Below are 13523 nucleotides of genomic sequence, written 5' to 3'. Positions count from 1 at the left end.
GTGACGTGTTGCGCCTGTTCCGGCCCGTGCGTAAAGCCCGCCACCATGGCCGAACCGCTCGTCATCGCCGTACCCAAGGGGCGGATCCTCGCCGAGGTGCAGCCCCTGCTCGCCGCCGCTGGCGTCGTGCCCGAAGCTGCTTTCTTCGATGAGGACAGCCGCGCCCTTCGTTTTGCCACCCAAGATCCGGCCATCGCGCTGATCCGGGTACGCGCGTTCGATGTTGCCACCTTCGTCGCACACGGCGCGGCGCAGCTGGGCATCGTCGGTTCCGACGTGCTCGGCGAATTCGCCTATTCCGAACTATATGCGCCGGTGGACCTCAACATTGGCCACTGTCGCCTCTCGGTCGCAGAGCCGAAGGAACTGGCCGAGGCGGATGACCCGCGCGGCTGGAGCCATGTGCGCGTCGCCACCAAATATCCCCACCTCACCGCCCAGCATTTCGCCAACCGCGGCGTGCAGGCGGAATGCATCAAGCTGAACGGGGCGATGGAGCTGGCGCCGATGCTTGGTCTTGCGCCGCGCATCGTCGATCTGGTGTCCTCCGGTCGCACGCTGAAGGAAAACGGCCTCGTTGAGGTGGAGACGATCGTCGAAGTATCGTCCCGCCTGATCGTCAACCGCGCGGCCATGAAGATGCGGGCCGGGCTGGTGGTGCCGCTGGTGGAGGCGTTCCGCCGCGCCGTGAATGAGGCGTTGGCGGCATGATCCGCCTTTCCACCGCCGATCCATCCTTCGCGCGCGATTTCGCCGCGCTGGTGGATGCGCGCCGCGAATCGGACGCCGACGTGGCGCGTGACGTCTCCACCATCTTGCGCAGCGTGCGCGATGAGGGCGATGCCGCGCTGAAGGCGTTCACGCAAAAGCTCGACGGCCATGACCTGGACGAGAGCGGCTGGATGATCCCGCTGTCGGACTGCGCGGCCGCGTTCGAGGCGCTGGACCCGGTGCTGCGCGAAGCGCTTGAGCTCGCGGCAACGCGCATCCGTGCCTATCACGAAAAGCAGCGTCCCGCCGATACCGAGTTCACCGATGCGGCCGGCGTGCGCCTCGGCGCCCGGTGGCGGGCGGTGGATGCAGCCGGCGTCTATGTTCCCGGCGGCCGGGCGGCTTATCCTTCCACGCTGCTGATGAACGCCATCCCCGCCAAGGTTGCGGGTGTGGAGCGGCTTGTGGTCGTGACGCCGACGCCCAAAGGCGCGATCAACCCGCTGGTCCTCGCCGCTGCGCATCTGGCCGGCGCAGACGAGGTGTGGCGGGTCGGCGGCGCCCAAGCAGTCGCCGCGCTCGCCTGGGGCACCGACCGGATCGCCCGCGTCGATGTGGTCACTGGGCCGGGCAACGCTTGGGTCGCGGAGGCCAAGCGCCAGGTTTATGGCGTGGTTGGCATCGACATGGTGGCTGGCCCGAGCGAGATCGTGGTGGTCGCCGATGGGGCCAACAATCCGGACTGGATCGCCGCCGACCTGCTCAGCCAGGCCGAGCATGACGTGACCACCCAATCGATCCTGTTCACCGATTCGCCCGATTTCGCCGACGCAGTCGTGGCTGCGGTTGAGCGGCAGCTGGACGACCTGCCGACGCGTGAAACTGCACGGATCGCCTGGGATCGTAGCGGCGCGATCGTGATCGTGCGCGACCTGGTCGAAGCGATGCCGCTGGTGGACGCGCTGGCCCCCGAGCACGTCGAGATTGCTGTCGACGATCCGCAGCCGCTGTTCGATCTCCTGCGCCACGCCGGATCAGCGTTCCTTGGCCGGCACACGCCCGAAGCCATCGGCGATTATGTCGCCGGACCCAACCACGTGCTGCCCACCGGACGGCGCGCGCGATTCGCCAGCGGGCTGGGCGTGACCGACTTCATGAAGCGCACCAGCTTTCTTCAGCTCGACGCTGATTCGCTGGCGAAGCTGGGTCCCGCAACGGTGGCGCTGGCCGAGGCGGAGGGTCTCCCGGCGCATGCGCAATCGGTGGCCCTGCGGCTTCGGAAGTAAATCACCGATCCAGAGAGCCGAGCATCCATGATGTCGCGGGCGCTCCGGCCGGGGAGACCAGCGATCGCGACTCGCAGCTCCTCTGGGAGGCCGGCGCAGGCCCGGAATGATTCACTTTCGTGCATACAAACACGCCGCCCGCAGCATTGCTGCCTCGCGCGGGCTTGCGTCGAGGGACTGGCCGATCCGCGCCCATCCGCGTAAGGGCGGCCGCCATGTCCCGTACCGCTGCTCGTTCCAAGGCCCGCGCCGCCGCGCGCCTCGCCGCCACCCAGGCGCTCTACCAGCATGAGATGGAGGGCACGGCCATGCAGGCCCTCCTTCATGAATTCCACCACCACCGCATAGGCGCGACCATCGAAGGCGCCGAATATGCGGAAGCGGACGTCGCCTTCTTCGACGATATCGTTACCGGCGCCCACGCCCGGATCGGCGAGATCGACAAGCTGATCGAAAGCAAGCTGGCCAGTGGCTGGACGCTCGACCGGCTCGACAAGCCGATGAAGGCGATCCTGCGTGCCGGCACCTATGAATTGTTGTCGCGCGTGGACGTGCCGAAGGGCGCGGTGATCAGCGAATATGTCGACGTCGCCCACGCCTTCTACGAGCGGCGCGAGGCCGGCTTCGTGAATGGCCTGCTCGACGGAATCGCTCGCGAGGTGCGCCCCTAAGTGGGGGAGGTGATCAACCTGCGGCGAGCCCGAAAAGCCCGCGCTCGCGCCGACGCCCAGGACAAGGCCGCCGCGAATCGCCTCGCCTTCGGTCGGACCAAGGCGGAACGTGAGGCAGCCGTTGCAGAGGCCGCGCGACACGATCGCCTGCTCGACGGGGTAAAGCGCGAAGACTGATCCCGCTGGCCCGTTACCCGGCGGCGCAGCGGCAACGGGCGCCGTGGTCAGCCGCGCGGCGCTTCCACAGGCGCAATCGTGAAGCTGCTCGTGCTCTCACCGCCCAGGACGATCGCCAGCGCCCAGCCGGCGAGCACGAGCGTCACGATCCACGTTGCCATGGCGCCGCCCGCCCGCATCGGATTGGGCGCGGACCGCCCCATGCCCAGCGGGTGAGCGATTCGCGCGACGACGAACACCGCGCCGATGATCCACAGCGCCACCTGCGGCCCACGCGCGAGCTCGATCAAGGCCATCAGGATCAGCACGATTGGTGCATATTCGACGAAATTGGCATGAGCGCGCATGCCGGAGAGCATCGCGGGATCGCCGCCGTCCCCGACCATCACCTTGCCCTTCAGCCGCCCGCGCACCAAGCGCACGGCCAGCCAGATGTTGATCACCGCGCAGGCCGCAGCGATGACGAGCGTGACTGGCAACACCATCCTATCCTCCCCCTTTTTGTTGCAAGGGAGCCTGCCAGCCTGCCACGCCGCTTGCAACGCCCGCGCGATCCGCTATAGGCGCGGGTCTTCGCGATGCGCCCGACTGCCCGGCGCGGCCGGTGATCTTCCGGCCTGCGCTGATCGTCGTCGGGCCAATCGTATTTGTTTAGAACAATATTGATCAAGGTGCCGCGATGGCCGTCCCCAAGCGAAAGACTTCTCCCTCCCGTCGTGGCATGCGCCGCGCCCATGACGCACTGTCGGTCGAGGCGTTCCAGGAGTGCCCGAACTGCGGTGAGCTGCGCCGTCCGCACAACCTGTGCACGTCCTGCGGCCACTACAATGGCCGCGAGGTCATCTCGGTCGAGGGCTGACGCCGTCTGCGGTGGGCCGCACACGCGTGCCCGCCGGAGATTCGGTTACGCTGACTAGAGCACGGAGATCGTCCCGTCATGGCCGATAGTTCCTGGATCGCCGTCGATGCGATGGGCGGCGACGAGGGGCTGGCGGTCATGCTGGCGGGCGTCGCGCGTGCGCGTCATCAATTCGAGGAGATGAAGTTTCTCCTCGTCGGTGATGAAGCAGCGATTCGCGACGGCCTGAAGCGCCACCCGAATCTCAGCCAAAATGCCGAGATCGTCCACGCGCCCGATGTCATATCGGGCGACGAAAAGGCTGGTCAGGCGCTGCGTCGTGCCAAGACGACCTCGATGGGCGTCGCGATTGATTGCGTGAAGCAAGGCCGCGCTGCCGCCGCCGTTTCGGCCGGCAACACCGGCGCGCTGATGGCGATGGCGAAGCTTGCGCTGCGCACCATGCCCGGCATCGATCGCCCTGCCTTGGCAGCTTTGCTTCCGACACTGGGCGAGAACGATCTCGTCATGCTCGATCTCGGTGCCAATACCGAGGTGGAGACCAAGAACCTTGTTCAGTTCGCGGTCATGGGTGCGGCTTATGCTCGCGTCACCATGGATCTCGAAAGTCCGCGTGTGGCGCTGCTGAACATCGGCAGCGAGGATCAGAAGGGCACGGAGGAGATCCGCGACGCTGCTGCCGTGCTGCGCAACGCATCGCACCTGCCGATGACCTTCACCGGCTTTGTTGAAGGCGACCGGCTGTCGCGCGGCGCGCATGACGTGGTTGTCTGCGACGGCTTCTCCGGCAACATCGCGCTGAAGACGGCGGAGGGCACCGCTCGGTTCGTCGCCGATTTGCTGAAACGCGCGTTCACCAGTTCGATCCGCTCCAAGATCGGCTTCCTGATCTCGCGCCCCGCAACCCAGCTGCTGCGCGACCGGCTGGACCCCAATAATCACAACGGCGCTGTCTTCCTGGGCCTGAACGGCCTGGTGCTGAAGAGCCATGGCGGCGCAAACGAACTCGGCGTGGCGACGGCGATTGGCGTTGCGGCCAAGATGGTGCGGGCGGATCTGACCCGGCGCATCGCCGAGGATCTGAGGAACTTCGAGAGGCAGGCGGCATGATTCGCAGCGTCATCACCGGCACCGGATCGGCGCTGCCGGCGCGGCGCGTTTCGAACGCCGAGATGGCCGAGATGGTCGACACCACCGACGAGTGGATCGTCGAGCGGACCGGCATCCGCTTCCGCCACATCGCCGGCCCGGAGGAAACCACCGCCACCCTGGCGCGCGACGCGGCGACGGTCGCGCTGGTGAGCGCTGGCGTGGACGCGCAGGACATCGACCTGATCGTTCTTGCCACCGCCACGCCTGACCAGACCTTTCCGTCGAGCGCCACCAAGGTGCAGGCGATGCTCGGCATCGACGACTGCGTCGCGTTCGACGTCGCAGCAGTCTGCTCCGGCTTTCTCTACGCCGTGCAGGTCGCCGACAGCATGCTGCGGGCCGGGGCACACCGCCGCGCACTGGTGATCGGGGCAGAAACCTTCAGCCGCATTCTTGATTGGGAAGACCGCACCACCTGTGTGCTGTTCGGCGACGGCGCCGGCGCCATCGTGCTGGAAGCGCAGGAAAGCGAAGAAGCCGACGGCCGCGGCATCCTTGCCAGCCGCCTTCATGCAGACGGCCGGCATAACGACCTGCTTTATGTCGATGGTGGTCCTTCCACTACCGGGACCGTCGGCAAGCTGCGCATGAAGGGCCGCGAAGTATTCCGCCACGCCGTGGTCAACCTTGCTGCGGTGATGGAGGAATCGCTCGTGATCGCCGGCCTCACCGCTGATCATGTCGACTGGGTCGTGCCGCACCAGGCCAATGCGCGCATCCTCGACGCCACCGCGCGCAAGCTTGGCCTGCCCGCCGAAAAGGTGGTGATGACGGTGGACCAGCACGCCAACACCTCGGCCGCGTCGGTGCCGCTGGCGCTTGATGCCGCGGTACGCGACGGGCGTATCCAGCCCGGCCAGATCGTCGTGCTGGAGGCGATGGGCGGCGGCTTCACCTGGGGTGCCGCCGTCGTCCGGTTCTGAGACGCGGCGAGTTGCCAGTTGCGCCTTCCGATTCCCGCATATTGATGATAACCTGACGCAATAAGCGGCGGGGAGTAGTTTACACATGAGTGATGCTGGCACGTTGACCAGGGCCGATCTGGCGGAATCGCTGCATCGCCAAGTGGGGCTGTCACGCGCTGATTCCTCCCGGTTGGTGGAACAGATTCTGGAATCGCTTTGCGGTGCGCTTGCCCGTGGCGAAAACGTGAAGATCTCCGGCTTCGGCACCTTTGTCCTGCGTGACAAGGGCGAGCGGGTCGGTCGCAACCCCAAGACCGGGGTCGAAGTGCCGATCGCACCGCGTCGTGTGCTTACCTTCCGGGCCAGCCAGATGATGCGCGATCGCATCGTCAATGCAGGCGCGTGAGCGTTAACGAAAAGTCTGAAGGTGCCTTTCGCACCATTGGGGAGGTGGCGACCGCGACCGGCGTCGCCCCCCATGTGCTGCGATACTGGGAAACGCGCTTCCCCGAACTTCGCCCGGTCACCCGGGCTGGCAACCGTCGCTATTATCGCCCGGCCGACGTCGCGCTGATCGAGCGTATCCAGCGTCTGCTGGGAACCGAAGGCTATACGGTGAAGGGCGTGCAGAAGCTGCTGGCGGCGGAAGGCCGCGGCGGCAAGATGGCGCCGTCGCCTGCGCCAGAGGCTGAAACGCCCGCGATCGCCCAACCGCCAGCGGCACCGGCGAAGCCCTCCGCCGATATGGTCGCGGCTCTACGCGCTATTCGCGATCGGCTGGAGCAGGCGCTGGACGCCGCCTGACGAAAGCAGCTGCCCCGAACGTCGGGGCGGCAGCAACGTCAGACGAGCCGCCACGGCGGGAAGCGCCGTTCCTCACCCGCGACATACAGGCACAATTTGTTGCCCGCCGGATCCGTCAGTCGCGCCTCGCGCCAGCCCCAAGGCTCCGCGCGCGGATCGGCAACCGCAATTCCTTGCGCGCGTGCTGAAGCGACCGCGCGGTCAAGGTCCGCGACCTCGACGAAGATGACGGGCCTGTCACCAATTTCGTCCACAGCTTCGACCGAGAGGGTGGTTCCCCCGACGCTCTCGAACCGGGCGTAGCGGCCGGCGCTTTCCACGATCATGGTCAGGCCAAGCGCCCGATAGAAGGATATGCTGGCGGCGTGATCATCGGCGGGCAGCGTCACGTGATTGGGCGTTGCGCCGCCGATATCGCAGTCCAGCCGCACCCGCTGGTGCCCCATCGGACCATGGCCGGCACCCAGGCCCGGCGCTTCGCGGAGCGCAACCCGGACGAAGCACCGCGCCCGTGCAATCGCGTGGGCCAGCGTCAGGCCACGGCCAAGCCCCTCCGCAACCGCGCTGGCGAGCGTACAGCCCGTGCCATGGGTATGTTGCGATTCGATGCGCGGGTCGGTCCACACCCTGTCCGTGCCGTCGGGGAGGATCAGATGATCCGCGACCAGATCACGCGCGTCCGCTTCCCTCGACCGCGCCTGCTCTGCCGCGCCGAGCGTCAGATGCCCGCCCTTCGCCAGCACTGCCGCGCCAGTCTCGCGCGCCAGATCACGGCCGGCCACCATCGCATCACTGGCCGTTTCCACCGCCCGGCCCGTCAGCGCGGCCAGTTCCGGGGCGTTGGGGGTAATCAGTGTCGCCACCCGCATCAGCCGGGCGAAGGCACCGATGGTCTCCGGGTCGGCCAGCACGGAACCCGAGGTCGCGATCATCACCGGATCGAACACGATTGGCACGCCGGCCTGCCCCAGCGGCTCCAGCACGTCGGCGACAGCGTGAACGGTCTCAGCCGATCCGATCATCCCGATCTTCACCGCGTCGGCGCCAATATCATGGAGGCAAGAGCGCATCTGCTCGACCACCATGGCGGCCGGAATGGCATGCACGGCCTGCACGCCCAGCGTGTTCTGCGCGGTCAGCGCCGTGATCGCAGTCATTGCATGGCCGCCCAGCATCGTGACCGTGCGTATATCCGCCTGAATACCAGCGCCGCCGCCAGAATCCGATCCGGCGATGATCAGGATGCGGCTGGTGCGCAGGGCTCCCGCGGGGGCTGCGGTAGAAGCGGCGGTTACGTCAACAGGCACGCCAGCGGCATGCCCGTCCCTGCACCGGCCCGCAAGCAGGCCGGTGCGTCAGCCGTCCGGTCCGTCAGCCCTGAAAGTGTCGCTTGGTCGATGCCGGATGCTTCTTCAGCGCGGCCCCAACTCGCGCCGGCCGGTCGAGCAACTCGCCCCCGCAATTCGGGCAACGTTCGTCCAGCGCCTCAGCGCAGTCCGCGCAAAAGGTGCATTCGAACGAACAGATGAACGCGCCGCCCTCATCGGCCGGCAGATCGGTACCGCAGCGTTCGCAGTCGGGGCGCATTTCCAGCATGGCGGCTACCTTACGCCACCCGATCGGGCTGTGCCACCATCAGGGCTTCCAGGAAGCTGCGCACTTCCCCCTCGATCGGCACCGGCCGGCCGGTCGGCAGATGGACGTTCACGCTCACCAACTCGATGATGTTGCACAATTCGCCGTGCTGGTTGGCGATCTCGAACCGCTTGGTAAGGCTGGATGAGCCGATCCGCTCGATCCGCACCGACGTATCCACCGTATCACCCAGCATGAGTGGCTTCAGATAATCGACATTTGCGCGGCGGACGTGAAACTCCATCTCACGCCACGTATCGCCCAACGCGTCGGCGATCCCGGTCCACTCCCAGAACTCGGTCACGGCGACATCGGCATATTCGAGATAGCGCGAATTGAAGACGACGCGCTGGCCGTCGATCTCCGCATAACGCACCTTGAACGCGGTCGAAAAGGAAAAGCCGGGACGGGGCATGGGTTCAGTCCTGAATCTTGATAGGCCGGTCGGGACAACGGGCGCGAGCGTGGCGCCGCAGCCCTTCTACGGCCAGGGTCCGAAACGAGCGGGAAGCACCTACAGGATCAGCTTGAGCCCGACCACCGCCAGCGTGGCCGCAAGGATCGGCGTCAGCACGCGGTCCGTCACGCGCGAGGCGACTAGGCTGCCGATCACAATGCCAGGGATCGAACCCGCCAGAAGCGACAGAAGCAGCATCACATCAACTGAGCCAAGCCACCAATGGCCAATGCCGGCAATCAGCGTCAGCGGCACCGCGTGCGCAATATCGGACCCAACGAGACGGCTGACCGGCGCTGTGGGATACAAAAGCAGGAGCGCGGTCATGCCCAGCGCCCCTGCCCCAACCGAGGTGAGCGAGACCAGCACGCCGAGCACCACGCCAAGCGCCACCGTCAACACGCCAAGCGTGCGCGGTGCCATCCCTCGAAACTTCGGGCCAATCGCCGCAACGATCCTCCCGCGAAAGAAGGTGGCCGCGGCGGTCCCCACCAAAGCCAGGCCAAGCACGAAGGCGATTGTCGCGCCGCTGTCCTTACCCCGGTCCGCGCTGCGGCTGAGCACCAGCAGGGTCAGGGCGGCGGCCGGCAGGCTCCCGGCAGCCAGGCGGCGAACGATCTTCCAGTCCACCGTGCCGCGCAACCCGTGCACAGCCCCGCCCACCGTCTTGGTGGCGGAAGCATAGATCAGGTCCGTGCCCACCGCAGTCGCCGGATGAAAGCCGAATGCGAGCACCAGCAGCGGCGTCATCAGCGAGCCGCCGCCGACGCCGGTCAATCCCACCAGCATCCCCACCAGGACTCCGGCGAGGGAATAGAGCGGATCATAGCCGGTCATGCGAGGCCCGTGGCGGGCGGCAACGTCGCGATCAACCGGCGTTCCGCGCAGGCACGTTCACGCCCATGCTGGCCAGATACTTCTTCACGTTGCGCGCGGCCTGGCGCAGCCGCTGCTCGTTTTCGACCATGGCGATGCGCACGAAGCCCTCGCCGTTTTCGCCATAGCCGACGCCAGGAGCCACTGCGACCTTGGCATGGGTCAGCAGCTGCTTGGAGAATTCCAGGCTGCCCATATGCGCCAGCGCCGGCGGCAGCGGTGCCCAGGCGAACATGCTGGCGCGGGGGCTTGGAATATCCCAGCCCGCGCGGCCGAAGCTTTCGACCATCACGTCGCGGCGCTTGTGGTAAAGCTTCCGGTTCTGATCCACGATGTCCTGCGGGCCGTTCAGCGCGGCACAGGCGGCGGCCTGGATGGGCGTGAAGGCACCATAATCGAGATAGGACTTCACGCGGGTCATCGCCGCGATCAGCGTCTTGTTCCCGACGGCGAAACCGATCCGCCAGCCCGCCATGGAATAGGTTTTGCTGAGCGAGGTGAATTCGATCGCCACATCCTTGGCGCCCTTCACCTGCATGATCGAAGGCGTCGGATTGCCGTCGTAATACAGCTCAGAATAGGCGAGGTCTGAAATCACCCAGACCTTGTTCTCCCGCGCCCAGGCAACCAGCCGCTCATAGAAGGAAAGGTCCACCGCCTCGGCGGTCGGGTTCGATGGGTAATTGACCACCAGAACGCTCGGCCGCGGTACGGTGAACGCCATCGCCCGTTCCAGGCTTTCGAAATAACGGTCATCCGGCGTCGTCGGCACCGCGCGGATCGTCGCGCCCGCAATGATGAAGCCGAACGTGTGGATGGGATAGGACGGATTTGGCGCCAGGATCACGTCACCAGGCGCAGTGATAGCCGTGGCGAGGCTGGCCAGCCCCTCCTTCGAACCCATGGTCACCACCACTTCGGTTTCGGGATCGACGTCCACGCCGAAACGGCGGCCGTAATAATTCGCCTGGGCACGGCGCAGGCCGGGAATGCCCTTGGATGCGGAATAGCCATGCGCATCCGGCTTCTGCGCCACTTCGACCAGCTTGGCGATCACATGCGGCGGTGGCGGCAGATCGGGATTTCCCATGCCTAGATCGATGATATCCTCACCGGCCGCGCGCGCCTGGGCCCGCATCGCATTCACTTCGGCGATGACATAGGGCGGCAGACGCTTGATGCGGTAGAATTCGTCGGACATGCGAACCTCGGTTGCGGAGTCGGTGGCATAGACCCTGCGCCGCCGCAGCGAAAGCAGGCGAGGACTATCGCCCACGTATAGCCACGCTATGGTGACGCGCGGAGAGGATCAGATGACCGACCAGCCCCCGCCGCCGAACCTCGCCGATCTGCAGCATTGGACATGGGTGATCGGCCGTGCGCAGCAGATGATGCTGGAACAGGGGCTCGCGATGCTGGACGCCCGGCCGAAGGATGAGGCGGCGGGCGGGGACGGCGGCGCCGCGAAAACGGGCGACTTCTGGTCCGAAAGCCTGTCGATGTGGCAGCAGTTCCTCGCTGCGAGCGCCCCATCCGCGCCGGCGCCGGAGCCTGGTGGAGGGCGCATCGACAAGCGCTTCACCGCCCCCGCCTGGCACCAGAACCCGCTGTTCGCCTGGATCCGCCAATCCTACCAGTTGCTCGCCGATCACCTGCTGCGCAGCGTCGACACACTGGAGGGTGTCGACGACACGAAGCGGGCGCAGCTTCGTTTCGCCATGCGCGGCTTCGTGGATGCGATCAGCCCGACCAATTTCCCCTTCACCAATCCCGAAGTGATCGAACGCACGCTGCAGACGCGCGGCGAGAATCTGCTGAAGGGCCTGCAGCACATGCTGGCCGACATCGGTCGCGGGCAAATGACTCACACCCCGCCCGACGCGTTCGAGCTTGGCCGGAACCTTGCCACCACACCGGGCAAGGTGATCCATCGCACGCCCCTGTTCGAGCTGATCCACTACGCGCCGACGACCAGCGAGGTGCTGGCCATCCCGCTGGTGATCTTCCCGCCGTGGATCAACCGCTTCTACATCCTGGATCTGACGCCGGAGAAAAGCTTCATCCGATGGTGCCTGGATCAGGGGATCAGCGTCTTCATGGTGTCCTGGAAATCGGCGGATGCATCGATGAAGGATGTCGTCTGGGCCGACTATATCTCGGCGCAAGTCGAGGCGGTGGACGTGATCCGCGACCTGCTCGCCGTCCCGTCGGTTCACACGATCGGCTATTGCGTCGCGGGCACGACCCTTGCCGCCACGCTTGCACTGCTCGCCGCGCGCGGCGAGGCCGCAAAGGTGGCGAGCGCCACCTTCTTCACCGCCCAGGTGGATTTTCGAAGTGCCGGCGACCTGAAGACCTTCATCAGCGACGAACAATTGCAGCTGCTCGCCTCGCTGTCGCCGGAGGGGTATCTCGATGGCCGCTACATGGCCGCGACGTTCAATCTGCTCCGCGGGCGCGACCTGATCTGGAACTACGTCACCAACAATTACCTGCTCGGCAACGATTACGTTCCCTTCGATTTGCTGCACTGGAACGGAGATACCACCAACCTGCCCGTCGGATGGCATCACAGCTATCTGACCGACCTGTATCGTGACAATTTGCTGGTCTCGCCCGGCGCGCTCACGATCGACGGCACGCCGCTGGACCTCGGCAAGGTGGACACCCCATGCTTCGTGCAGGCGGGGCGCGAGGATCATATCGCGCCGGCGGAGAGCGTCTGGGAAATCACCCGGCATTTCCGAGGTCCGATCGAGTTCGTGCTCGCCGGTTCCGGCCACATCGCCGGAGTCGTGAACCCGCCGTCCGCCGGCAAATATCAATATTGGACCAACACTGCGCCGGTGGCTTCCTTCACGGAGTTCGTGAGCGGTGCCACCGAGACCAAGGGCAGCTGGTGGCCGCATTGGCTCGCCTGGTTGCGGCGGCAGGGCGGAGCCACCGTTCCGGCGGACGGCGCCCGCGTGCCCGGCGCTGGCGCGCTACCGGCTCTTGAAGACGCGCCGGGCAGCTACGTGCGGGCGCGATAACTACCGTCATGCTGCACCGCACAATGTGCTTGAACAATAGCTTGCCGCATATTATTTTGCACCGCAGCATATCAGCATAAGGCGGCAGGCGATTATCCCGCACGAGACCGCCCTTAACGAACGCCCTCCCTGCAGGGGCGGTCCGCAGCGCGAAGGAACGGATAATGGTCGAAGCATTTCAGTCGATGACCGAACAGACGAAGGCGATCTTCGCTCAGGCGAACGAGCGTGCCAAGGCGCAGATGGAACAGAGCGCCAAGGCGTTCGAGGATATGAACGCCTTCCAGAAGGCGAACCTTGAAGCCGTGGTTGAATCCTCGAAGATCGCTGCCAAGGGCTTCGAGCAGATGGGGCAGAACGCCGCCAGCTATCTCAAGACCTCTTATGAAAGCGCGACCGGCGCGTTCCGCCTGCTGAGCGGCGTCAAGTCGCCAGCCGAGCTGTTCCAGCTGCAGAGCGACTTCGCCCGTGCGTCGTTCGACGCGTTCGTTGCCGAGACCTCGCGCTCCACGGAGACGGCGTTGAAGCTGGCCGGCGAGATCGCCCAGCCGATCTCGAACCGCGTCGCCATGGCGGTCGAGAAGGCAAAGACCGCCGCCTGAGCGGCATCTGATTTCAGAAGCTCTGGCACCCCGGATCTGATCGGGGGTCCCGCTCCTTTCGCCACGGCGGAGGTGAGCGGGACTCCAGCTCAGGCCCGGGGTGACGTTCGTTCGGGCATGGCGTCTATGGTGGCCTCTCGCCGCCACCCGGGCGCCTTTCGCTTCCATGCTCGAGGACGCCCGCGTCGCGGGTCTGAGATCCCCGGGGCGCCCGACGGCAGTAGCACTAGATGCAGGTGCTTCAGTCGCGAACGCGACGGCCCTGCCCCCCGTACGCCTCTACGGCATACCCGAAGCATCCCAGACATCGCGGACGAGCTTTAACAGGATCCGTTCGAGGTCAGCGGGCCGACGGT

Annotated in this window: 17 protein-coding genes; 11 read left to right on the top strand and 6 right to left on the bottom strand. The window is 66.0% G+C overall.

The window, feature by feature from the left end; genetic code table 11:
• Positions 1–45: 45 nt before the first annotated feature.
• From hisG to LK535_RS15080, 4 genes are all read left to right on the top strand, one after another.
• The gene (gene hisG, locus LK535_RS15095) at positions 46–711 is read left to right on the top strand and encodes an ATP phosphoribosyltransferase (protein WP_227772754.1); all 666 of its coding nucleotides are present in this window, start codon (positions 46–48) and stop codon (positions 709–711) included.
• Positions 708–1997, top strand: a complete 1290-nt coding sequence (gene hisD, locus LK535_RS15090; RefSeq protein WP_227772753.1) for a histidinol dehydrogenase — start codon at positions 708–710, stop codon at positions 1995–1997. Before hisG ends, hisD begins: the two co-directional genes overlap by 4 nt.
• A gap of 215 nt (positions 1998–2212) precedes the next feature.
• On the top strand, positions 2213–2668 hold the full coding sequence (gene nusB / locus LK535_RS15085) for a transcription antitermination factor NusB (RefSeq protein WP_227772752.1): 456 nt from the start codon (positions 2213–2215) through the stop codon (positions 2666–2668).
• The gene (locus LK535_RS15080; RefSeq protein ID WP_227772751.1) at positions 2669–2845 is read left to right on the top strand and encodes a DUF4169 family protein; all 177 of its coding nucleotides are present in this window, start codon (positions 2669–2671) and stop codon (positions 2843–2845) included.
• 47 nt (positions 2846–2892) lie between these two features.
• Here the strand turns inward: LK535_RS15080 and LK535_RS15075 are convergent, their stop codons facing one another.
• Entirely contained in the window at positions 2893–3330 is a 438-nt protein-coding gene (locus LK535_RS15075) for an MAPEG family protein (RefSeq protein ID WP_227772750.1), read from the bottom strand.
• A 194-nt stretch (positions 3331–3524) separates the two neighbouring features.
• Here LK535_RS15075 and rpmF point away from each other — a divergent pair, with 194 nt between their 5' ends.
• The 5 genes from rpmF (at position 3525) to LK535_RS15050 (ending at position 6565) form a co-directional block, all read left to right on the top strand.
• Positions 3525–3704: a 50S ribosomal protein L32 gene (gene rpmF / locus LK535_RS15070; protein ID WP_088333810.1), complete on the top strand. Its 180-nt coding sequence runs from the start codon at positions 3525–3527 to the stop codon at positions 3702–3704.
• Positions 3705–3782: 78 nt separating this feature from the next.
• Positions 3783–4814 (top strand): phosphate acyltransferase PlsX, encoded by a 1032-nt coding sequence (plsX, locus tag LK535_RS15065; protein WP_227772749.1) that lies wholly within the window; start codon positions 3783–3785, stop codon positions 4812–4814.
• Positions 4811–5779, top strand: a complete 969-nt coding sequence (locus LK535_RS15060; protein WP_227772748.1) for a beta-ketoacyl-ACP synthase III — start codon at positions 4811–4813, stop codon at positions 5777–5779. Before plsX ends, LK535_RS15060 begins: the two co-directional genes overlap by 4 nt.
• Positions 5780–5864: 85 nt before the next feature.
• Complete coding sequence (locus tag LK535_RS15055; RefSeq protein WP_227772747.1) at positions 5865–6167, top strand: integration host factor subunit alpha; 303 nt, start codon at positions 5865–5867, stop codon at positions 6165–6167.
• Entirely contained in the window at positions 6164–6565 is a 402-nt protein-coding gene (locus tag LK535_RS15050; RefSeq protein ID WP_227772746.1) for a MerR family transcriptional regulator, read from the top strand. Before LK535_RS15055 ends, LK535_RS15050 begins: the two co-directional genes overlap by 4 nt.
• A gap of 38 nt (positions 6566–6603) precedes the next feature.
• Here the strand turns inward: LK535_RS15050 and thiD are convergent, their stop codons facing one another.
• The 5 genes from thiD to LK535_RS15025 form a co-directional block, all read right to left on the bottom strand.
• Complete coding sequence (gene thiD / locus LK535_RS15045; RefSeq protein WP_227772745.1) at positions 6604–7872, bottom strand: bifunctional hydroxymethylpyrimidine kinase/phosphomethylpyrimidine kinase; 1269 nt, start codon at positions 7870–7872, stop codon at positions 6604–6606.
• A gap of 64 nt (positions 7873–7936) precedes the next feature.
• On the bottom strand, positions 7937–8161 hold the full coding sequence (locus tag LK535_RS15040) for a DUF1272 domain-containing protein (protein ID WP_227772744.1): 225 nt from the start codon (positions 8159–8161) through the stop codon (positions 7937–7939).
• A gap of 10 nt (positions 8162–8171) precedes the next feature.
• Positions 8172–8615: an acyl-CoA thioesterase gene (locus tag LK535_RS15035; protein ID WP_227772743.1), complete on the bottom strand. Its 444-nt coding sequence runs from the start codon at positions 8613–8615 to the stop codon at positions 8172–8174.
• Between the two features lie 99 nt (positions 8616–8714).
• Positions 8715–9494, bottom strand: a complete 780-nt coding sequence (locus LK535_RS15030) for a sulfite exporter TauE/SafE family protein (protein WP_227772742.1) — start codon at positions 9492–9494, stop codon at positions 8715–8717.
• Between the two features lie 31 nt (positions 9495–9525).
• The gene (locus tag LK535_RS15025) at positions 9526–10734 is read right to left on the bottom strand and encodes an LL-diaminopimelate aminotransferase (protein ID WP_227772741.1); all 1209 of its coding nucleotides are present in this window, start codon (positions 10732–10734) and stop codon (positions 9526–9528) included.
• Positions 10735–10846: 112 nt separating this feature from the next.
• On the opposite strand from LK535_RS15025, the gene LK535_RS15020 reads away from it, so the two are divergent.
• Both LK535_RS15020 and LK535_RS15015 read left to right on the top strand, forming a co-directional pair.
• A complete protein-coding gene (locus LK535_RS15020) occupies positions 10847–12565 on the top strand; it encodes a PHA/PHB synthase family protein (RefSeq protein WP_227772740.1) in 1719 nt (572 codons plus the stop codon).
• Between the two features lie 164 nt (positions 12566–12729).
• Entirely contained in the window at positions 12730–13167 is a 438-nt protein-coding gene (locus tag LK535_RS15015; RefSeq protein WP_227772739.1) for a phasin family protein, read from the top strand.
• Positions 13168–13523: the final 356 nt, after the last annotated feature.

Source organism: Sphingomonas sp. IC4-52 (assembly GCF_020707225.1).
GTDB lineage: Bacteria > Pseudomonadota > Alphaproteobacteria > Sphingomonadales > Sphingomonadaceae > Sphingomonas.
This window is presented reverse-complemented; position numbering and strand designations above follow the sequence as displayed.